This window comes from Micromonospora sp. NBC_00421 (assembly GCF_036017915.1).
In the GTDB taxonomy this organism is placed as follows: Bacteria; Actinomycetota; Actinomycetes; order Mycobacteriales; family Micromonosporaceae; genus Micromonospora.
This window is the reverse complement of record NZ_CP107929.1, coordinates 6,524,218-6,544,974: the sequence shown is the minus strand read 5'-3', so window position 1 is coordinate 6,544,974 and position 20,757 is coordinate 6,524,218. Positions and strand designations below refer to the sequence as shown.

The following is a 20,757-nucleotide window of genomic DNA, read 5'->3' as shown; positions in this document are numbered from 1 at the left end:
GATGCGCTCGCTCATGGGCTCATCCTGCCCTGTGGCCACGGCGCGCGCGACCACCACCCGGCGTTTGCCGGCGCTACCGTGACAGCCGGGGAGAACGACGCACCGGAAAGGACCGACCGATGACCGCCGCGTTGCGAAGCGACCAGCCACCCGAGGGCGGTTGGACGACCGACCATCTGGACGCGCTGCCCGAGGACGGCCGCCGCCGCGAACTTCTCGATGGAGTGCTGATCCTGCCCGTCTCCCCCACCCGCATCCACCAGACCATCGCCGGCCGCCTGATGGTCGCGCTCGAAGAGGAATGCCCCGACGACTACGACGTGACCCAGGCCGTGGAGGTGCGGATCAACCGGACCCGCTCCTTCATCCCCGACGTGCTGGTGACCACGTCCACCGCCGCCGCCCGCGAACCGTCCCGGTACGAGGCGCACGAGGTGGTGCTGGCCGTCGAGATCGTCTCCCCCGGCACCCGGTCCATCGACCGGGTGCTCAAGCCGACCCTGTACGCGCAGGCCGGCATCCCGTTCTACTGGCGGATCGAGGTGGAGGACGACGGCCTGGTCGTGCACACCTACAAGATCGACGCGGTGAACGAGGCCTACGTCGAGACCGGGCGGTGGACGAAGTTCGTCGACACCGGGGAGCCGTTCCCGGTGAACCTGTCGGTCGCCCGGATCACGCCCCGGCGTCGGTGAGCGGCGGCAGCATCTCCACGCCCAACTGTTGCAGCAGTTGGAACAGCTCGTTGACGCTCCACACGTCGACGATCCGGCCGGCGGCGTCGAAGCGCAGGAACGTCGCCCCGGAATAGCTGACCACCTGCCCGGTCGGCGGCACCGGGCCGAACTGTCCCGCCTGGGTGCCGGCGGCCCGCCAGCGCAGCGCCACCCGCTCCCCGGTCGCCACCACGTCCACCAGCTTGTAGCGCAGGTCGGGGAAGGCGGCCCGGCGGTCCCGGTGCCAGGCCAGCACCGCCGCCGGGCCGGTGCCGCCGAGCCCCGGGCACCCCTCGGCGACCAGCTCGTACGCCGACTCCTCGCGGCCGGCGTTCCACACGTCGGCCACGAACCGCCGGGCCACCGCCTCCACGTCGATCATCCGGGCAGCGTAACCAGCCCGCCCGCCGGGCCGACGCCCGCAGGAGAGGTATCCGGGGGCCGACGCCCGGGGCGGACCCCCGCGTTCGGGGACTACGCCCGGTGCCGGGACCGGCACTCGGGGGGCCGAGGGCGCGGAGATCAGTCAGGATGGGGCGGAGACACGAACGACGCAGACTCTGGGGGCGACGTGGGCGACGAGGCAGGCACGACGACCGGTGGCAAGTACGTCGAGCCGGGCGGTGAGTTCACCCGCGACCAGCGGTACATCGCCACCCGGATCACCGCCGACGGGCGGGACGGCTATCCGGTCGAGCCGGGCCGTTACCGGCTGGTGGTCAGCCGGGCCTGCCCGTGGGCCAACCGCATGATCATCGTACGGCGGCTGCTCGGGTTGGAGGAGGCGCTGCCGATGGCGGTGGCGGGGCCGACCCACGACGCCCGGAGCTGGACCTTCGACCTGGACCCGGGCGGGCGGGACCCAGTGCTCGGCATCGAACGGCTGGCGGACGCGTTCTTCGCCCGGTTCCCCGGTTACGAGCGCGGGATCACCGTGCCGGCGATCGTCGACGTGCCGACCGGGCAGGTGGTCACCAACGACTACGCGCAGATGACCCTGGACCTGTCCACCGAGTGGACGGCGTACCACCGGGAGGGCGCCCCGCAGCTCTACCCGGAGGCGCTGCGCGCCGAGATCGACGAGGTGAACGCGGTGGTGTTCGCCGACGTCAACAACGGCGTGTACCGGTGCGGCTTCGCCGGCTCGCAGAAGGCGTACGAGAAGGCGTACCGGCGGTTGTTCGACCGGCTGGACTGGCTCAGCGACCGGCTCACCAACCAGCGTTACCTGGTCGGCGACACCATCACCGAGGCAGACGTGCGGCTGTTCACCACGCTTGTCCGCTTCGATCCGGTCTATCACGGCCACTTCAAGTGCAACAGGCAGAAGCTGAGCGAGATGCCGGTGCTGTGGGCGTACGCGCGGGATCTGTTCGCCACCCCCGGCTTCGGTGACACCATCGACTTCGACCACATCAAGCGGCACTACTACGAGGTGCACCGGGACATCAACCCGACAGGCGTGGTCCCCCTCGGCCCGGACCTCGTCAACTGGCTCTCCCCCCACGGCCGGGAAACCCTCGGCGGCCACCCCTTCGGCAAAGGCACTCCCCCCCAACCTCCCCTCCCCACCGAACAGGTCCCCCCCTCGCACACCCCGATCGGCTGACCCCGAGACCGACAGGCTGTCGATCATGGAGTTGTGGTGGCCCGCAAAGGTCTCGAACCAGCGCCAAGCGCCCACCACCACTCCATGATCGACACGGTGGTGGGCATGGGGGTGGGCACGGGGGTGGGCACTGAGAGGTGTCGCACATTCACGTGGGGTGTTCAAGAGTTAACACGATGGTCAATATAACCTGTTCAACTAGGGGGGTTCGGTGCCGCGATCTGCGGGCGGCTTCGGGCAGCACTGTCCTTTGTGGACTCCCCTGTTGAGAGGAACGAGCCTTGCGCAAGCTGGGTAGCACAGCCGCACGTCTGGGCGTACTCGCTGGTGTCCTCGCCGGTGCGCTCGCCACCACCCACGCCGCCGTCGCGGCCCCGGGCACTCCCGGCCCGGGGCGGGCCGCGCCCGCGCCGCTGCTGGCCGGTGGCCCGGAGGCCGCGCCGGACCGGTACATCGTCGTCCTCTCCGACAAGCCGGGCAGCGGCGAGCGCACCGCCCGCCTCGCCCGGACCAGCCAGTCCGCCGCCACCGCCGAGCGGGCCGGCGGCACCGTGCTGAACCGCTACACCCAGGTCCTCGACGGGTACGCCGCCGTCCTGCCACCGGCCGCCCTCGCCGCCGTCCGCAGCGACCCGAGCGTGCAGTACGTGGAGCGGGACACCCGCATCCACGGCGGGCTGACCAGCACCACCCCCAGCGGGGCCGGCCAGGCACCCGTCCGGACCGGGAAGTCGGCCCAGGCCGGCACCACGCCGCGCGGGAAGACGGCAGCCGGTGGGGTGTCGATCCAGGCGGTGCAGAGCAACCCGCCGTCCTGGGGGCTGGACCGCATCGACCAGCGCAACCTGCCGCTGAGCAACAGCTTCGGCTACACCTCGACCGGTTCCGGGGTGACCGCCTACATCGTCGACTCCGGCATCCGGGCCACCCACGTCGACTTCGGCACCCGGGCCGCCGGGGTCTACGACGCGGTAGGCGACGGCAACGGCACCAACGACTGCCACGGCCACGGTACGCACGTCGCCGGCACCATCGGCGGGACCACCTACGGGGTCGCCAAGTCGGTGACCCTCCGGGCGGTCCGGGTCCTCCAGTGTGACAACTCAGGGTGGAGCACCGACCTGATCGAGGGGGTCGACTGGCTGGCCACCAACCACGCGACCACCTCGGTGGCGAACTTCAGCCTCCAGGGCTACGGCACCTCCGCCAACACCTCGATCGAGAACCTGATCGACCACGGGGTGTACCCCGTCTTCATCGCCAACAACTTCAACACCGACGCCTGCACCAACGGCCCCCGCTCCACCCGGGGGATCACCGTCGCGGCGACCGACATCAGCGACAACCGGGCCTCGTTCTCCAGCTACGGGACCTGCGTCGACATCTTCGCCCCGGGGGTGGACATCACCTCCGCCGGCATCGCCTCGAACACGGCCGTGGCCAGCGGCTGGTCCGGCACCTCGATGGCCGCCCCGCACGTCACCGGCTGGCTGGCCCGCTACCGGCAGACCAACCCGACGGCCACCCTCGCCACGGCCAAGAGCGCGCTGATCGCCGCCGCCACCACCGGCAAGGTGGTCAACCCGGGCACCGGCTCCCCCAACCGCCTGCTCTACGCCGCGCCGTGACGCGTGCCGGCGGGGCCCCGGGTAGCCGCCCGGGACCCCGCCGGACCCGACCTCGACCCGCACCGAGCCGGGCGTCCGGTGATCCCGGACGCCCGGCTCAGTGCAACGACAGGCGTACGGCGGCGGTCAGCACCAACTGGGCCAGCGCCGCCGGCACCAGGACCAGCCAGCACAGTCGTTGGAGCTGGTCCTCCCGCAGTCGGGGGAACGACACCCGGAGCCAGATGATCACGAACGAGACGGCGAAGACCTTCAGCAGGGTCCACAACCACCCGAGCTGGGCGTCGGCGAACGGCCCCTGCCAGCCACCGAGGAAGAGCACGGTGGTCAGCGCGGCGATCACCACGATGCCGACGTACTCGGCGAGCAGGAAGAACGCGAACCGCAGCCCGGTGTACTCGGTCATGTAACCGAAGACCAGCTCGGAGTCGGCCACCGGCATGTCGAACGGGGGCCGCCGGATCTCGGCCAGCCCGGCAACGAAGAAGACGATCATCGCGGGCGCCTGCCAGAACAGCCACCACGGCTGCCACGCCTCGACGATCCCGCCGAGGCTCAGCGTCCCGGCCGCCATCGCCACCGAGGCGGCGGCCAGCACCAGCGGCAGCTCGTAACCGAGCAGCTGGGCCGCCCCGCGCAACCCGCCGAGCAGGCTGTACTTGTTGGCCGAGGCCCACGCCGACATCAGCACCGCCACCACGCCGACCCCGACCACCGCCAGGACGAAGAACAGCCCGATGTCCAGCGGCTGCCCGACCAGGTCGTCCGGGCCGAGCGGGATCACCAGCAGCACCAGCAGATAGGGCACCAGGGCCACCACCGGGGCCAGCCGGAACACCGCCCGGTCCGCCTCGCGCGGGGTGATGTCCTCCTTCTGGACGAACTTGATCCCGTCGGCGACGAGCTGCGCCCAGCCGTGGAAACCACCGGCGTACATCGGACCGAGCCGGCCCTGCATGTGCGCCATCACCTTGTGCTCGGCCTGGCCGACGATCAGCGGCAGGGTGAGGAAGGCGACGAGCACCCCGCCGATCCGGATCACCAGCTCCAACCAGGTCGGCATCAGGCCGTACCCCCCTCGTCGCCGCCCTGGCCGCCGCGCGCCGGGCCGCCGGTCGGGCCGCCGGGGGTCGGGCCGCCGGTCGCCGCGGGTCCGTCGGAAGCCGGGCGATCGGTGGCTGCCGGGCCGTCGCCGGCAGCGCCGGGGCGGGGGGTACGCGGCGGACGGGCCCCCGGGGCGGATCGGGCCGGACGCTCCCGGGGCGGGCGGGCCGGGGCCGTCCCGGCAGCCACCGTCACCGGACCGGCCGGGGCCGGCACCACGCCCCACTCCCCCGGGGCGGGCACCCCGGGCGGGCGGACCGCCCGGCGACCGCCACCGGCCTCGGACTCGCCCGGCTCCTTCGCCCCCGGCCACGGTTTCGCCACCCGGGAGGCGAGCACGAACTCCTTGCGCAACGGGTGCCCCTCGAACTCCGGCGGAAGCAGCAGCGGGGTCAGCCCCCGGTGGCCGGCGAAGTCGACGCCGAACATCTCGTGGGTCTCCCGCTCGTGCCACGCCGCCCCGGGGAAGACGTCGACCACCGACGCCACAGTCGGTGTCTCCCTCGGCACCCGGGTCCGCAGCAGCACCCCGTGCCGGTGCCGGGTCGACCACAGGTGGACCACGATGTCGAAGCCGCCGGCCAACTCGTCGACGGCGGAGAGCCAGTCGAAGAAGTCGCAGCCCAGCTCGGCGTCGTCGCGTACCGCGCGGAGCGTGTCCGCCCAGGCCGTCGGGGGTACGTCGACGGTGGCCCGGGCATGGGCCTGCCCGCCGGACACCGACGCGGTCGCCTCGACCGGCGTGAGCAGCGCGACCACCCGCCGACCGACCTCTTCCGGAGTCATGCGGTCGATCCTATGGCCCTGGGCCCGGCCCCGGGTGCGCCCGTCCGGTCGTCCGCGCCCGACGGACATCTGCGTGGGCCGAGCGGGCGGGCTTCTGTGCCTCTGCCCGGCGGGCCGGCGCCCGGCGTCTGCCGCTTGCCAGGCGGGGCCTGGGCGGGCATCTGCGTGGGCCGAGCCGGGCTTTCCGTGCCTCTGCCCGGCGGGCCGGGGTGGGGCATCTGTGGCGCCTGCCGGGGCAGGGCTGGGCCGGGCATCTGTGGCGTTGCCGAGCGGGCCGGGGCCGGGCGGGGAAAGATGGGGCCGTGCGCGCTGTGACGGTGACTCCCGGGGTCCGCGACTCGCTGCGACTGGTGCAGGACTGGCCCGAGCCGGCGGCCGAGGAGGGCGCCATCCTGGTCGAGGCGCTCGCCGTCGGCATCTGCGGCACCGACCAGGAGATCATCGCCGGGGACTACGGCGAGGCCCCGCCCGGCCAGCGGGAACTGGTGCTCGGTCACGAGTCGCTCGGCCGGGTGCTGGAGGATCCGTCCGGCACCCTGCAGGCCGGTGACCTGGTGGCCGGCGTCGTCCGGCACCCCGACCCGGTGCCCTGCCCGAACTGCGCGGTCGACGAGTGGGACATGTGCCGCAACGGCCGGTACACCGAACACGGGATCAAGGGGCTGCCCGGCTTCGCCCGGGACCGGTGGCGGGTGCAACCCAAGTTCGCCGTCGGGCTGGACCCGGTCCTCGCCCCGGTCGGCATGCTGCTGGAGCCGGCGAGCGTGGTGGCGAAGGCGTGGGACCACATCGCGCAGATCGGCACCCGGGCCGAGTGGAAGCCGCAGACCGTGCTGGTCACCGGAGCCGGGCCGATCGGGCTGCTGGCCGCCCTGCTGGCCGTCCAACGGGGGTTGTCGGTGCACGTGCTGGACCGCAGCACCACCGGCCCGAAACCGGACCTGGTCCGGGCGCTCGGCGCGACGTACCACACGGTGTCGGTGAACGAGCTGGACTTCGAGCCGGACGTGGTGGTCGAGTGCACCGGAGCACCGACGGTGGTGCTGGACGCCATGTGCAAGGTCGGCCCGGCCGGGATCGTCTGCCTGACCGGGGTGTCCAGTGGGGGCCGGACCATCGACTTCGACGCCGGGGCGCTCAACCGGGCGCTGGTGCTGGAGAACAACGTGGTGTTCGGCTCGGTCAACGCCAACCGGCGGCACTGGGAACTGGCCGCCCGGGCGCTCGCCCAGGCCGACCAGTCCTGGCTGAACTCGCTGATCACCCGTCGGGTGCCGGTGTCGGCGTACGCGCAGGCGTACGCGCACGCCGACGAGGACATCAAGGTGGTGCTGGAGTTCGGCCAGTGATCCCCGGTGGTGCGGCTCAGATGCCGGGGAGCCGGCCGTTACGGAACAGGTCGACGAAGAGCTGGTGGTCGGTGCGGGCCCGGACCCCGTACGCGTGGGCGAACTCGACCAGGTGCCCGACGAAGCCCTCGGTGTCCTCGCCGATCGCCGCGACGATCGCCTCCTCGGTGGAGTAGTCCACCAGGTCGTGACTGGACTCGTCGTCGGCGACCGAGTGCATCCGGGCCACCGCCCGGCCCAGGTCGGCGAGCACCCCGGCCAGTTCCTCGGGCTCGTTGACGTCCGACCAGTCCAGGTCGGCGGCGTACGGGGAGACCTCGGCGACGAGCTGACCGGCCCCGGCCAGCTCGGTGAAGCCCAGCCACGGGTCGGCGTGCGCCTGCAACGCCCGTTGCGACTCGGCCGTCCGGTGGCCCTGGTGCCGGAAGTAGCCCCGGACCCGTTCGTCGTCGACATGCCTGGCCACCGCTGGCACCTGCGCCTGCTTCATGTAGATGACCACGTCGTTCTCCAACGCCTCGGTGTGCCCCTCCAGCAGCAGGTTGTACGACGGCAGCCCGGCCGAACCGATGCCCACCCCCTTGCGCAGCACCACGTCCTTGATCTGGGTGGCGACCGGACGCAACCGGGCCGTCGCCTCGGGCAACGTGCCCAGGTACCCGGTGAACGCGGCGCAGACCTGCTCCCGGGTCTCCCCGTCGATCTCGTAGACCCCGTCGCCGAGGGCGAACCGCCGCTCGTAGTTGTCGACGGTGGTCTGCGCGGCCAGCAGGTCGACCCGGGTGCTCAGCCGGGCCTGCTGGAGCACCCGGCGCAGCACCCCGTCGGCGTTGTCCAGGGTGATCGACCCGATCGCGTCGTCCCCACCGGCGGCGATGGCCCGCAGCTCGGTCAGGTACGACCGGGCGAAGCCGGTGACCAGCTCACCGATCGCCCGGTCGGACAGCGCCTTGGCGTAGCCGAGCAACGCCACGCTGGCCGCAAGCCGCTTGAGGTCCCAGGAGAACGGCCCGACGTACGCCTCGTCGAAGTCGTTGACGTTGAACACCAGGTGCCCGGAGCCGTTCATGTAGGTGCCGAAGTTCTCGGCGTGCAAGTCGCCGTGGATCCACACCCGGCTGGTCCGCTCGTCGAGGAACGCGTCGTCGGCGAAGTCGCCGCGCTGGTCGGCGTAGAACAGCGCGGCGCTGCCCCGGTAGAAGGAGAACGGCGACGCCGCCATCTTGCGGAACTTGCGACGGAACGCCGCCGGATCGAGCGCCATCGACGCGCCGAACTCCTCGCTCAACACGTCGACGATGAAGGCGGACCGCTTGTCCGCAGAGTCGTTCATGCCCGCACGCTAACCCCCACCCACCACCCCACCCTCCCCATCCCCGGCGCCCCGCCCTGTCCCCCGCGCCCAGCCCTGTCCCCCGCGCCCAGCCCTGTCCCCCGCGCCCAGCCCTGTCCCCCGCGCCCAGCCCTGTCCCCGGCGCCCCGCCCTGTCCCCGGCGATCAAGAGGTTTACGTCAACATTCCGCCGAAAGCTGACCCAAACTTCTTGATCACCGCGCCGAGCGACAACCGGATCACTCGGCCTGCCCCACCGGCGCTGCCCCGCCAGCGCTGGCTGGGCTGGGGCTGGCTGGGCTGGTGATCAAGAGGTTTGGGTCAAGATTCGGGGTGGAGGTGACGTAAACCTCTTGATCACCGGGGACAGCTCGGGGGTGGGAGGCAGCGGGGGGGGGTGGGAGGCAGCGCGGGGGGTGGGAGGCAGCGCGGGGGGTGGGAGGCAGCGCGGGGGGTGTCGGGCCGGTTCTTGGGTCAGGGGGTGGGTGGGCGGACCGGGGGGGCGGTGAGGGACTCGACCGGGCGCGGGACTACGCCGTCGGAGGGGGTGACGTCCGCCAGTGGGGCGAGGGGGTCGGTGCGGTCGACGCCGCCGATGCCGGACCGCTCGGCGGCGATCTTCTCCTGGAGGCGGAGGATGCCGTGCAGCAGCGCCTCCGGCCGGGGCGGGCAGCCGGGCACGTAGACGTCGACCGGGATGAGCTGGTCGACGCCCTTGGTCACCGAGTACGAGTCCCAGTACGGGCCGCCGCAGTTGGAGCAGGCACCGAAGGAGATCACGTACTTCGGCTCGGGCATCTGGTCGTACAGCCGCTTGATCGCCGGGGCCATCTTGTCGGTAACCGTGCCGGAGACCACCATCAGGTCGGCCTGCCGGGGGCCGTGGGCGAACGGGATGACGCCGAGCCGGATGAAGTCGTGCCGGCCCATGCTGGTGGCGATGAACTCGATCGCGCAGCAGGCCAGGCCGAAGTTGAACACCCAGAGCGAGTAACGGCGACCCCAGTTGAGCACGAACCGGATCGGCTCGCCGAGCACTCCCGGCAACTGCACGACCGCCTCCCGTCCCGTCCGGCCGGGCGGCGACCGTCCGTCGCCGTGGCCGCTGCGCTGTCTCCCAATGGACAGTCAACCACAGCGTCGGGCGCAACCACCGGGGCCGGCCGGGGCTCTTACCCCTGTGACGGCGGGCCGCACCTCGGGTGCGCAGCGCCGGCAACCACGGGGAGGACGAGTGACTGTGACGAGAGGCATGCGGGTCGGTGATCCACCACCGGACTCCGGACCCGAACCGCCGCAACTGACCTTCGACGGGTTCTACCACGCCCACTTCCGCGGGCTGGTCGTCCAGCTCACCGCCTACACCGGCGACCTCGGGCAGGCGCAGGACCTGGTGCAGGAGGCGTTCTGCCGGGCGTACGTGCGGTGGGACCGGGTGGCCGGCTACGACGACCCGCTGGCCTGGGTACGCAAGGTCGCCTGGAACCTCGGCCACAACCGGTGGCGACGGCTGCGGACCGCCCAGGCGTGGTTGTCCCGGCAGCGGGAGGCGCACGTCGCCGGGCCGACGCCGGACCGGGTGGCGGTCGACGTCGCGTTGGCGCAGCTGCCGCCGAAGCAACGCCGGGCGGTCGTCCTGCACTACCTGGCCGACCTGTCGGTCGCCGAGATCGCCACCCAGGAACGGGTCGCCGAGGGAACGGTGAAGTCCTGGTTGCACCGGGGCCGGACCGCCCTGGCGACGCACCTGCGTGAGAGCACCGAGGAGGTGCGAGATGCCTGAGTCGGAGATCCTCGATCCGACCGAGGAGTTCGCCCGTTACCGCCGTACCGTGTTGGCGGCGGTGGTGGTGCCCGGCCCGGCCGCCGTCCGACGGACCGTGCGGCTGCGTCGCCGCCGTCGGTGGGTCGCATGGCTCGCGGCACTGCTCACCTTGTTCACCGCCCCCACCCTGGGCTACGTCGCGCTGCACCGCCCGGAGCCCCGGCCCGGCCCGGTGCTGCCCGTGCCCGACCCGACCAGCCCGCCGACGTCGAGCGTGCCGACTACCCCGACCGGTAGCCCTTCGCCGAGCAGCGCGGGCCCGACGCCGACGCCGCCCGACGGCCGGATCAGCCGGAGCCAACTGCTGGCCACCCCGGTGACGCTGCCGACCTGGCCGGCCAGCGCGGAGTGCCAGACCGGGGACGTCCGGTTGACCGGGGAAGGCCAGTGGGGGAAGAACGCTCTGCTCGCACTGCACCACGGCGACGTGGACGGGGACGGGGCGCAGGAGACGGTGGCGCTGGTGCAGTGCGTCTTCGGCACCCACGGCTGGCAGCAGGTGGTGGCCTTCGACCGGGACACCGCCGGCCGGGTGGTCACCGTCGGACGGGTGGTCCTCAGCGCCCGGGAGCGGCCCCAGTGGCTGATCGGGATGCAGGTACGCGGCGACGGGGTGGTCCGGATCCAGGTCGGTGACCTCTACCCGGGCGGTGGTTGGGACGGCAGGTGGTCGCTGCGGCAGTGGCGTGGTTACCGCTGGGACGGCGGGTCCTTCCGCCAGGTCTCCGGGCCGACCAGCTTCCCGACGAATCCGCACCTGGTGAACCTCGTCGTCACCGCCACTGACCTGGTGCTCAACGCCGGGCCGGACGGCGCCCGCACCGGCACCACGACGGTACGGGTCCGCAACGTGGGCACCGCCCCGGCCCACTCCGTGGCACTGCGGTTCGACCTGCCGTCGGCGCTACGCCCGGACGGCGGCGACTGGTCGGCCTGCCGGGCCGCACCGGCGACGACCGGTGGGCCGGTGCGCTGCGACCTGGGCCAGCTGGCGCCGGGGGCGGAGTTCCAGCTGACCCTCGGGCTGCGGGTGGCGGCCGACGACCCACTCGGGGCGGGCACGGCCGAGGTGACCGCCGAGGCGCTGGACGCCGAGAACCAGGTCGTCGCGGAGGTGATCGAACACGACAACGGCGCCCCGCTGCCCTACCGGTGACCACCCGACCGGGCACGACAATCGGCCGGGCGGGCGGGGCCGGGCGGGCGGGGCTGGCCGGGTCACTGCCACCAGGGGTCCGCCGAACCGGGCGGACTCCGGGTGGCGGGCCCGGGAGGGTCACCAGGTGGGGCGTTGGAGCAGGCCGACGAACTCCACGAGCAGTCGTTCCCGCAGCGCGGCGGGCGCGGCGTCGAGCAAGGTGTTCACCACCGCCATCCGGTCCGGCGGCGTAGGCATGGGTCCACCCGACCCCGGCCCGCCAGGTCCGACCGGTTCGGCCGATCCATCCGACCCCGGCCCGCCAGGTCCGACCGGTTCGGCCGGTCCACCCGACCCCGGCCCGGCCAGCCCCAGCCCGGCGGCGAGGCCGGCGACCAGCTCCGGGGTGAGCGCGTCCGGGGTCAGCGACCCGGCCAGGGCGACCAGCTCGGCCGGCAGCTCGACAGGCCCGGCCCGGCGGGCGGCGGCCACCGAGGCGACCAGGTCCGGACCGAACTCGGCCACCCGGGGGGCCACCGAGGCGGTCACCGTGAGGTGCACACTGGCGGGCAGGTCGGCGTACCGGAGCTGGGGTTGGGTGTGCCAGCCCCGGGCGGTCAGCTCGTCGACCAGGACGAAGAGGTCGAGCGCCGGGTCGGTGCTGGTGAAGCAGACCACCGTGGACTCCGGCTCGGCCATCAGCCGCAGCCCGTCGACCGCGCGGACGGCGGCGGCCAGTGCACCGACCGCCTCCCGGGTGGCGGCGGCGAGCCGCAGGTAGCCGTCGTCGCCGAGGTGCCGCAGGGTGGCGTACGCGGCGGCGATCGGGCCACCCGAGCGGGTCGAGGCGAGCACCGGGTTGATCATCGTGTAGCCGGGCCAGTCGGCGTACGCGAAGTACTGCGGGGCGCGCAGCGTGGCGTCCCGGTGCAGCAGCACCGACACGCCCTTCGGGGCGTACGCGTACTTGTGCAGGTCGACGGAGATCGAGGTGACCCCGTCGACGGTGAAGTCGAACGGCGGCACCGGCACGCCGAGGCGACGCAGGTAGGGCAGGGTCCAGCCACCGAAGCAGGCGTCCACGTGGCAACGCACCCCGGCCGCCGCCGCAACCTGCGCGATCCCGGCGACCGGGTCGACCACCCCGTGTGCGTACGACGGGGCGGAGCAGGCCACCAGCACCGTCTCCGGGCGGATCGCCGCGGCCATGTCGGCGACCGACGGACGCAGGGTGGCCGGGTCGACTCCGACCGTGTCGAGGGTGACCCGGAGCAGGTGGGCGGCCTTGGCGAAGGCGGCGTGCCCGCTCGCCGGCACCACGATCCGGGGTGCGGTCAGCTCCGGGCGGGCGTCCCGGGCCGCCTTGACCGCCAGGATCAGTGACTCGGTGCCACCGCTGGTGACGCTGCCCACCACCTCCGGCGCGGCGCTGCCCGGCCCACCCCCGAGCAGCCCACCGGCCGCCCCGACCAGCCAGTTCTCCATCGCCAGCAGCGACGGAAAAGCAGTCGGATCAAGCCCGTTCACATGCGCACTCTCCGCATGCGCCGCGCCGGCCAACGCGTCAAGCCCCCCCACCCCCGGGTCGTACACATAGGCGAACAACCGCCCCCCGTGCACCGGCCGATCCCCCGCCCGCAACTGCCGAACCTCGTCCAGCACCTGCTCCGCAGGCACCCCGTTTTCGTCGATCATGGACTCGTGGTGGCCTTTCCGTGGATTTTCGCGGCTTTCGTCCCCGCCACAACTCCATGATCGACGGGGTGGGTGGGGGACGGGGGTGGGGGGAGGTAGGGGTGGGGGCGGAGGAGGAGGGTGGCGGGGGCTATCAGGAGGGCGGGGATCAGGGTGAAAGCCAGGAGGACGCCTAGGCGGGCGGTGGGGGTCTGGGGGGCGGCGGTGCCGGTGGCCGAGGAGACGTAGCCGGACAGGGCCAGGATCAGGCCGTAGATGCCGGGGCCCAGGGCCAGCCCGAGGGTTTCGCCGGCGGTCCACAGGCCGGTGAAGACTCCGGCCTGGCGGCGGCCGGTGCGCGCGGTCGAGGCCGCCACGCAGTCGGGGAGCAGGGCCAGTGCGAAGACCTGCTGGCCGGCGTACCCGACGCCGAGGAGCGCGACCACCGCGTAGACGGCGGCGGCGGGCAGCACCGGCGCGGCCACCAGGGCCGCCGCCCCGGCGGCCAGCAGCAGCGAGGCGGTGACCAGCGCGGTCTTCTTGCCCAGTCGGCGGCCGAGCCGGATCCACAGCGGCATCACCAGCAGCGCCGGCCCGACGAAGCAGGCGAACAGCACGGTCGGCCCGGTCGTCGGGTCCCGCAGGATCTGGGCGGCGAAGTAGCTCACCCCGGCCAGGATGGTCGCCACCCCGGCGGACTGGACGACGAAGCAGAGCAGCAGCGCCCGGAACGGCCGGTCGGCGGCGACCACGGCGAGCTGGGCGCGCAGCGTCGGTTCGGTCGCGGTCACCGTGCCGGTCGCCGCCGACCGGGTGCCGAGGAACGCGCCGAGCGCGCCGAGCGCGATCAGCGCGGCGACGAACGCCCCCATCCAGCGGTGCCCGGCCACCCCCTCGCCACCGGCGGTGACCACCATCGGGGCCACCGCGCCGGAGATCAGGATGGCAAGCGCCAGCACCGCGACCCGCCAGCTCATCAACCGGGTACGCTCCGCCGCGTCGTCGGTCAGCTCGGCCGGCATCGCCACGTACGGGACCTGGAAGAAGGCGAACGCGGTGGCGGTGGCGAGGAAGGCGACGGCCACGTACGCCCCGGCGGCCGGCCCGGCACCGAAGGGCGCGGCGAAGATGGCGGCGAAGAGCACCGCCAGGGCGAGCCCGGCGCCGAGCAGCCACGGCCGGCGTGGCCCCAGCCGGGAGCGGGTCCGGTCGGAGATGCGCCCGGCGACCGGGTTGACAAGCACGTCCCACGCCTTCGGCAACAGCACCAGCAGGGCGGCCAGCCCGGCGGCCACCCCGAGCGTGTCGGTCAGGTAGGGCAGCAGCAGCAACCCGGGCACGGTGCCGAACGCCCCGGTCGCCAACGAGCCGAGCGCGTAACCGGCGTGCACCCGACGCGGCAACGGGTCGGGGCCGGGGCGGCCGACGGACCGGGCCGGGACGCCGTCCGAGGTGGGTGCCCGGGCGGCCGGCACGGACCCGCCGACGTCCGTCCGGGACACCCCGGCGGTCGGCGCGGGCGGGCCGGCGGGTGGGGAGCCGGGCTCGGCCGGTGGCGCGTCCATGCGGCCGAATGTTACTCACGTTACCCCCTGGTCACCGCCCCTCATCCGGCCACCATTTGGCGGCATCCAGATCCACCCCGGCACCCCGCAGCGGGCAGCCCTCGGCCCGCAGCAGCGCCCGCGCCCGCACCTCGTGCCCGGGTGGCAGCCGGCCCGCCGCGTTCACCACCCGGTGCCAGGGCACCGCAGCGCCGTGCCGGGCCATGATCGAGCCGACCAGCCGGGCCGAGGCCCGCCCGGACCGCTCGGCGAGCGCGTCGGCGATCGCCCCGTAGGACATCACCCGGCCCGGCGGAATCCGCTCGACCAGCGCGAGCACCGCCTCCACGTACTCCTCAGGCGTCACGACCGGCCAGGATATGGGAACGCGGCGGGGTCCGTCGGGGCCGACCGCGCAGAATGGGCGGGTGCGTGAAGCAGTCACCCAGGCCCGGCGGATCGTCGTCAAGATCGGTTCCTCCTCGCTGACCACCGCGACCGGCGGCCTGGACGAGGCCCGGGTGGACACCCTGGTGGACGCCCTCGCCGCGCTCGTCGCCGCCGGCCGCGAGGTGGTGCTGGTCTCCTCCGGGGCGATCGCCGCCGGGCTCGCCCCGCTCGGGCTCCCCCGCCGCCCGCGCGACCTGGCCACCCAGCAGGCCGCCGCCAGCGTCGGCCAGGGCCTGCTGATCGGCAGGTACGCGGCCGGCTTCGCCCGGCACCGGCTCACCGTCGGGCAGGTCCTGCTCACCGTCGACGACGTGACCCGACGGGTGCACTACCGCAACGCGTACCGGACCCTGCGCAAGCTGCTCGACCTGCGGGCGGTGCCGATCGTCAACGAGAACGACACGGTCGCCACCGAGGAGATCCGGTTCGGCGACAACGACCGGCTGGCCGCCCTGGTCGCCGCCCTGGTCGACGCCGACCTGCTGGTCCTGCTCTCCGACGTCGACGCGCTCTGGACCGGCAACCCCACCCGGCCCGGCAGCACCCGGATCACCGAGGTACGCGGCGAGGCCGACCTGGTCGGCGTCGACATCGGCGGCGCGGGTCGGGCCGGGGTCGGCACCGGCGGCATGGTCACCAAGGTGGAGGCCGCCCGGATCGCCACCGGCTTCGGCATCCCGGTGGTGCTGACCGCCGCCCCGCTGGCCGGTGCCGCGCTGACCGGCGAACCGGTCGGCACGTTCTTCCACCCGGCCCGTCGACGCCCGGCGGCCCGGCTGTTCTGGCTGGCGCACGCCACCGCACCCCGGGGCCGGCTGCACCTCGACCCGGGCGCGGTGCAGGCCGTGGTGGGTCGTCGCAAGTCGCTGCTGCCGGCCGGGATCACCGCCGTGGACGGCACGTTCACCGCCGGGGATCCGGTGGACCTGGTCGACGTCGACGGCGCGTCGGTGGCCCGGGGGCTGGTCAACTACGACGCGGTGGAACTGCCCGGTCTGCTCGGCCGGTCCACCGGGGAACTCGCCGCGGCGCTCGGCCCGGCGTACGAACGTGAGGTCGTGCACCGCGACGACCTGGTACTGCTGTGACACGGGTGCCCCCGCGCGGGGGGCACCTCCGGACACCCGAGGAGTGCGCAATGAGCGTCGTCGAGCAGGCCCGGCGGGCCCGGGACGCGGCGGAGGCCCTGGCGGTCGCCACCCGTACGGTCAAGGATGCCGCGCTGTGCGCGATGGCCGACGCGCTGGTGGCGCGTACGCCGGAGATCCTGACCGCGAACGAGGCGGACCTGGCGGCCGGGCGGGAGGCCGGGCTGAGCGCGGCCGTGCTGGACCGGCTCGCCCTCGACGCGGGCCGGGTGGCCGGCATCGCCGACGCGTTGCGCGAGATGGCCGCGCTGCCCGACCCGGTGGGCGAGGTGGTCCGGGGTTCGACCCTGCCCAACGGGCTTGAGCTGCGGCAGGTCCGGGTGCCGTTCGGGGTGGTCGGGATCATCTACGAGGCCCGGCCCAACGTGACGGTGGACGCCGCCGGCATCTGCCTGAAGTCCGGCAACGCGGCGCTGCTGCGCGGGTCGTCCTCGGCCGCGCACTCCAACGCGGCGCTGGTGGCGGTGCTGCGCGACGCGGTCGCCGGTGCCGGCCTGCCGGCCGACGCGGTGCAGCTGCTCGACGCCGGCTCCCGGGACTCGGTCAAGGAGCTGATGCGGGCCCGGGGCCTGGTCGACGTGCTGATCCCGCGCGGCGGGGCGTCGCTGATCCGCACGGTGGTCGAGGAGTCGACGGTGCCGGTGATCGAGACCGGGGTGGGCAACTGCCACGTCTACGTGGACGCCGCCGCCGACCCGGCCAAGGCGCTGGCGATCGCCCTGAACGCCAAGACCCAGCGCCTGAGCACCTGCAACACCGCCGAGTCGCTGCTTGTGCACGCCGACGTCGCCGACGGGTTCCTGCCCGCCGTGCTTGCCGCGTTCGCCGAGGCCGGGGTGACCGTGCACGGCTCCCCCGAGGTCGCCGCGTACTCCCCCGACGTGGTGGCGGCCACCGACGAGGACTTCGCCACCGAATACCTGTCGGCCGACATCTCCGTCGCCGTGGTCGACTCGCTCGACGCGGCGGTCGCGCACATCCGCCGCTACGGCACCGGCCACACCGAGGCGATCGTCACCGACTCGCAGGCCGCCGCCCGGGAGTTCGTGGCCCGGGTCGACGCGGCGGCGGTGATGGTGAACGCCTCCACCCGGTTCACCGACGGCGGCGAGTTCGGCTTCGGCGCGGAGATCGGCATCTCCACCCAGAAGCTGCACGCCCGGGGGCCGATGGGGCTGCCCGAGCTGACCTCCACCAAGTACGTGGTGACCGGCGACGGCCACCTACGCTGAGCCACCCGGCCTGATCGGGCGGCAGGCGCGGATCGCGGTGAGCGTGGTGTGCACGTCGAACTGGTGGCCGTCGTCGCTGTCCCAGCCGCCGTCGCTGCGCTGGGTCTCGGCGAGGCGCTTGCGGGCCGACACCAGCACCCACTGCTCCTCGCCCACCTCCACCCGGCGCAGCGTGCCGGCCAGTGCGGCCACGTCGGCCGGGGAGAGCTTCGGCATCCGCTCGGCGAGCACCGCCTGGATCCGGGCCGACTCGTAGTAGAGCTGCTGGCGGTGCAGCACGGCCGCGCTCAGCCAGCCGGCGGCCAGGAAGGACGGCCAGGTGCCGTCCGGGGCGAGCTGCCCGGCCAGGGCCTGCGCCGCCGCCTGCACCACCCCGGCGTACGCCCCGCCGACGCGGTGGTCCAGCGGGCCGGCGGCACGGGCGTCCCGACCTGCCACGCTGAGCCAGAACGCGGCGTTGGCGGTGAGGTAGAGCCGGGCCTCCGGGTCGCCCGGGGTGGCCCACTCGGGGGCGCTGCCGGCCAGCCTCGGGTCCTCGTCCCAGCCGCCGTCGGGCAGTTGCCGGGCGGCCAACCAGTCCAGCGCGTGCCGGGCCGCCGGCCGACCGAGCGCGCCGAGGTCGTCCAGCTCGGCCAGGCGGAAGCAAGTGGCGTCGACGGACGGGACGTCACCGCCGAGGAGGGCGGGCCAGCCGCCGTCAACGGTCTGCCCGACCTCGGCGGCGTCGAGCAGCTCGTCGGGTACGGACGCGCCGGTGCGCAGCCGGGACAGCCGGGCGCGATCCACCGCGTCGCCGTGCGCCACGACGAAGCCGATCGCGGCATCCAAGTCGACCACGACGCCGACGCTACCGGCACGGAGGCGATCCTGCCTCGGGGAATCGGTCGGGGCCGGGGGCGGTTCGTCGCCGCCCCCGACCTGGGTCGCCGGTCAGTACGCGGGCAGCGAGGGATCGATCTGCTTGATCCAGGAGAGCACCCCGCCCTGGACGTGCACCGCGTCGCGGAACCCGGCCGCCTTCAGCGCGGCGAGCGCCTCGGCGGAGCGGACCCCGGACTTGCAGTGCAGCACGACCTGCCGGTCCTGCGGGAGCTTCGCCAGCGCCTCACCCGAGATGATCTCGCCCTTGGGGATCAGGGTGGAGCCGGGAATCCGGACGATCTCGTACTCCGCGGGCTCCCGGACGTCGACCAGGAAGATGTCCTTGCCGGCGTCCTGCCACTCCTTGAGCTCGGTGGCGGTGATGGTCGAGTCGACGATCGCCTCCTGGGCCTCCTCGGAGACCGCGCCGCAGAAGTCCTCGTAGTCCTCCAGCAGGTCGGTGACCGTGGGGTTCTCACCGCAGAGCACGCAGTTCGGGTCCTTCCGGACCTTGATCTTGCGGTATTCCATCTCCAGCGCGTCGTAGACCATCAGCCGGCCGACAAGCGGCTCGCCGATCCCGGCGAGCAGCTTGATCGCCTCGTTGACCTGGATCGAGCCGATCGACGCGCAGAGCACGCCGAGCACGCCGCCCTCGGCGCAGGACGGCACCATGCCGGGCGGCGGGGGCTCCGGGTAGAGGCAGCGGTAGCAGGGACCGTGCTCGGCCCAGAAGACCGACGCCTGGCCGTCGAACCGGTAGATCGACCCCCAGACGTACGGCTTGCCGAGCAGCACCGCCGCGTCGTTGACCATGTACCGGGTGGCGAAGTTGTCGGTGCCGTCGACGATCAGGTCGTACCGGGCGAAGATGTCCCGGACGTTCTCCCGGTCGAGCGCGGTGTTGTGGATCTCCACCTGGACCAGCGGGTTGATCTCACGGATCGACGCGGCGGCGGACTCGGCCTTGGACCGGCCGATGTCGGAGACGCCGTGGATGATCTGGCGCTGGAGGTTGGACTCGTCGACGGTGTCGAAGTCGATGATGCCGAGCGTCCCGACCCCCGCCGCGGCCAGGTACATCAGGGCCGGCGAGCCGAGACCGCCGGCGCCGACGCAGAGCACCCGGGCGTTCTTCAGCCGCTTCTGCCCCTGCACCCCGACGTCAGGGATGATCAGGTGGCGGGAGTAGCGGCGGATCTCGTCAACGGTCAGCTCGGCGGCGGGTTCGACGAGCGGGGGCAACGACACGGTGGACTCCCCGGGATCGGCTGGTGGCGAACCGGCCCATTGTTGCTCGCCGGAGCGCCGCCCGGCCATGAGCAGGGACACCCCGTCCGACATACGGGAGCGGGAATATCTCAGCTACCCGGGACGAGGTCGCCTGCGTAGCGGGAGCCGTCGACGTACGGCCAGGCGTTCGCCACGCAGCCGTCCAGCCCGTACGTCTGCTGCTGCATCACCGGGGCCGGCTCGCCGGGGCCGGGGCAGGCCTGGTGCTCCTCGCCGAGTTCGTGCCCGACCTCGTGGTTCACCACGTACGTCCGGTAGACCGACAGCGGTGCCCCGTAGTCCGGCACAGCCTCCATCCAGCGGGCCAGGTTGATGACCACCCGTCCGGGCAGCCGGCAGGAGGTGTAGCCCTCGGTGTCGAGCCCGCCCTCGGCGCAGATCCGCTCGGAGGTGGCCGGGGTGGCGAGGTAGACGGTGAAGTCGGCGTCGTCGGCCTCCGGCACCCGCTGGAACCGCAGTTCACCGGAGCGGATCCAGCTGTTCGGGTCGCCCAGGGTGTCGTCCACGGCGGCGGCGAACACGTCCACGTCCTGACCGGTGCCCTGCTCCACCTCGACCCGGTAGCGGTACAGCGGGCCGTCGAAGCCGGACACCTCGGAACGGCCGTCGGCAGCGGTGAAGCGACCGGGTCCGCTGCGCGGATAACCGGCGGCAGGCCGCTCCCCGGCCGCACCGTCGGCCAGCCGCCCGCCGCCGGCACCGTCGGCCATCCGGCCGACGACCTGCGCCGGATGGTCCGACCGGTCGTCCGGGTACACCGTGACGAACCCGCCCACGCCGAGCAGCGCCAGGCCGAGCAGGGCCGCCCGGCGACGACGGCGCGACCGACGGCTTCGGTACGGCCCAACGCCCGGTACGCCGCGCCACGCCGCCCTCCGGCGGGGTACGCCAAGCCACGGCGCGGCGTACGGGCCGGCCTGACCCGGGTCGGCCGGAGCCTGATCGGCCTGGGCCTGATCGGGCCGGCCGGTGGTCGGCGGCTCCGGGCATCCGGCGGACTCGGTCGGGGTGCTCACCCGCCCAGCATGGCAGACCAATCGGGCATATCGGTGCTATTGCCGCATATTA

The 20,757-nt window shown here is 73.4% G+C and carries 19 protein-coding genes; 8 read left to right on the top strand and 11 right to left on the bottom strand.

The features are described 5' to 3' along the window. Positions 1 to 119: 119 nt before the first annotated feature. On the top strand, positions 120 to 695 hold the full coding sequence (locus OHQ87_RS28130; protein ID WP_328342762.1) for a Uma2 family endonuclease: 576 nt from the start codon (positions 120 to 122) through the stop codon (positions 693 to 695). Here OHQ87_RS28130 and OHQ87_RS28125 read toward each other — a convergent pair. Next, a complete protein-coding gene (locus OHQ87_RS28125) occupies positions 676 to 1,098 on the bottom strand; it encodes an ester cyclase (protein ID WP_328342760.1) in 423 nt (140 codons plus the stop codon). The two genes, OHQ87_RS28130 and OHQ87_RS28125, sit on opposite strands and share 20 nt — an antisense overlap. A 189-nt stretch (positions 1,099 to 1,287) precedes the next feature. Between OHQ87_RS28125 and OHQ87_RS28120 the strand changes: the two genes are divergently transcribed. Together OHQ87_RS28120 and OHQ87_RS28115 are read left to right on the top strand one after the other, a co-directional pair. Beyond that, positions 1,288 to 2,325 (top strand): glutathione S-transferase family protein, encoded by a 1,038-nt coding sequence (locus tag OHQ87_RS28120; protein ID WP_328342758.1) that lies wholly within the window; start codon positions 1,288 to 1,290, stop codon positions 2,323 to 2,325. Between the two features lie 281 nt (positions 2,326 to 2,606). Continuing rightward, a complete protein-coding gene (locus tag OHQ87_RS28115) occupies positions 2,607 to 3,953 on the top strand; it encodes a S8 family peptidase (protein ID WP_328342755.1) in 1,347 nt (448 codons plus the stop codon). A gap of 97 nt (positions 3,954 to 4,050) precedes the next feature. Here the strand turns inward: OHQ87_RS28115 and nuoH are convergent, their stop codons facing one another. Then, positions 4,051 to 5,016: an NADH-quinone oxidoreductase subunit NuoH gene (nuoH, locus tag OHQ87_RS28110; protein WP_328342753.1), complete on the bottom strand. Its 966-nt coding sequence runs from the start codon at positions 5,014 to 5,016 to the stop codon at positions 4,051 to 4,053. Continuing rightward, positions 5,016 to 5,843, bottom strand: a complete 828-nt coding sequence (locus OHQ87_RS28105; protein ID WP_328342751.1) for an NADH-quinone oxidoreductase subunit C — start codon at positions 5,841 to 5,843, stop codon at positions 5,016 to 5,018. Before OHQ87_RS28105 ends, nuoH begins: the two co-directional genes overlap by 1 nt. Before the next feature lie 302 nt (positions 5,844 to 6,145). On the opposite strand from OHQ87_RS28105, the gene OHQ87_RS28100 reads away from it, so the two are divergent. Further along, positions 6,146 to 7,192, top strand: a complete 1,047-nt coding sequence (locus OHQ87_RS28100; protein WP_328342749.1) for a glucose 1-dehydrogenase — start codon at positions 6,146 to 6,148, stop codon at positions 7,190 to 7,192. 16 nt (positions 7,193 to 7,208) lie between these two features. Here the strand turns inward: OHQ87_RS28100 and OHQ87_RS28095 are convergent, their stop codons facing one another. Both OHQ87_RS28095 and OHQ87_RS28090 read right to left on the bottom strand, forming a co-directional pair. Beyond that, the gene (locus tag OHQ87_RS28095) at positions 7,209 to 8,525 is read right to left on the bottom strand and encodes a DUF2252 domain-containing protein (protein WP_328342745.1); all 1,317 of its coding nucleotides are present in this window, start codon (positions 8,523 to 8,525) and stop codon (positions 7,209 to 7,211) included. A gap of 473 nt (positions 8,526 to 8,998) precedes the next feature. Further along, on the bottom strand, positions 8,999 to 9,577 hold the full coding sequence (locus OHQ87_RS28090; protein WP_328342743.1) for an NADH-quinone oxidoreductase subunit B: 579 nt from the start codon (positions 9,575 to 9,577) through the stop codon (positions 8,999 to 9,001). A gap of 181 nt (positions 9,578 to 9,758) precedes the next feature. Here OHQ87_RS28090 and OHQ87_RS28085 point away from each other — a divergent pair, with 181 nt between their 5' ends. Beyond that, positions 9,759 to 10,307, top strand: a complete 549-nt coding sequence (locus OHQ87_RS28085; RefSeq protein WP_442930615.1) for a SigE family RNA polymerase sigma factor — start codon at positions 9,759 to 9,761, stop codon at positions 10,305 to 10,307. After that, a complete protein-coding gene (locus OHQ87_RS28080) occupies positions 10,300 to 11,505 on the top strand; it encodes a hypothetical protein (RefSeq protein WP_328342741.1) in 1,206 nt (401 codons plus the stop codon). The genes OHQ87_RS28085 and OHQ87_RS28080 overlap by 8 nt, the downstream gene beginning before the upstream one ends. A gap of 120 nt (positions 11,506 to 11,625) precedes the next feature. On the opposite strand, the gene OHQ87_RS28075 is transcribed toward OHQ87_RS28080, so the two are convergent. Genes OHQ87_RS28075 through OHQ87_RS28065 form a run of 3 tightly spaced genes read right to left on the bottom strand, consistent with a single transcriptional unit; the run spans position 11,626 to position 15,072 of the window. Beyond that, positions 11,626 to 13,182: a pyridoxal phosphate-dependent decarboxylase family protein gene (locus OHQ87_RS28075; protein WP_328342739.1), complete on the bottom strand. Its 1,557-nt coding sequence runs from the start codon at positions 13,180 to 13,182 to the stop codon at positions 11,626 to 11,628. After that, on the bottom strand, positions 13,179 to 14,726 hold the full coding sequence (locus OHQ87_RS28070) for an MFS transporter (protein WP_328342737.1): 1,548 nt from the start codon (positions 14,724 to 14,726) through the stop codon (positions 13,179 to 13,181). The genes OHQ87_RS28075 and OHQ87_RS28070 overlap by 4 nt, the downstream gene beginning before the upstream one ends. Before the next feature lie 31 nt (positions 14,727 to 14,757). Next, on the bottom strand, positions 14,758 to 15,072 hold the full coding sequence (locus tag OHQ87_RS28065) for an MGMT family protein (RefSeq protein ID WP_328342735.1): 315 nt from the start codon (positions 15,070 to 15,072) through the stop codon (positions 14,758 to 14,760). 13 nt (positions 15,073 to 15,085) lie between these two features. Here OHQ87_RS28065 and proB point away from each other — a divergent pair, with 13 nt between their 5' ends. After that, entirely contained in the window at positions 15,086 to 16,243 is a 1,158-nt protein-coding gene (gene proB / locus OHQ87_RS28060; protein ID WP_328342733.1) for a glutamate 5-kinase, read from the top strand. A 50-nt stretch (positions 16,244 to 16,293) separates the two neighbouring features. Then, positions 16,294 to 17,535: a glutamate-5-semialdehyde dehydrogenase gene (locus OHQ87_RS28055; protein WP_328342731.1), complete on the top strand. Its 1,242-nt coding sequence runs from the start codon at positions 16,294 to 16,296 to the stop codon at positions 17,533 to 17,535. On the opposite strand, the gene OHQ87_RS28050 is transcribed toward OHQ87_RS28055, so the two are convergent. The 3 genes from OHQ87_RS28050 to OHQ87_RS28040 form a co-directional block, all read right to left on the bottom strand. Then, entirely contained in the window at positions 17,527 to 18,372 is an 846-nt protein-coding gene (locus tag OHQ87_RS28050; protein WP_328342729.1) for a prenyltransferase/squalene oxidase repeat-containing protein, read from the bottom strand. The two genes, OHQ87_RS28055 and OHQ87_RS28050, sit on opposite strands and share 9 nt — an antisense overlap. A gap of 93 nt (positions 18,373 to 18,465) precedes the next feature. Continuing rightward, complete coding sequence (gene moeZ / locus OHQ87_RS28045) at positions 18,466 to 19,647, bottom strand: adenylyltransferase/sulfurtransferase MoeZ (protein WP_442930614.1); 1,182 nt, start codon at positions 19,645 to 19,647, stop codon at positions 18,466 to 18,468. 110 nt (positions 19,648 to 19,757) lie between these two features. Continuing rightward, a complete protein-coding gene (locus OHQ87_RS28040) occupies positions 19,758 to 20,705 on the bottom strand; it encodes a DUF3152 domain-containing protein (protein WP_328342727.1) in 948 nt (315 codons plus the stop codon). Positions 20,706 to 20,757: the final 52 nt, after the last annotated feature.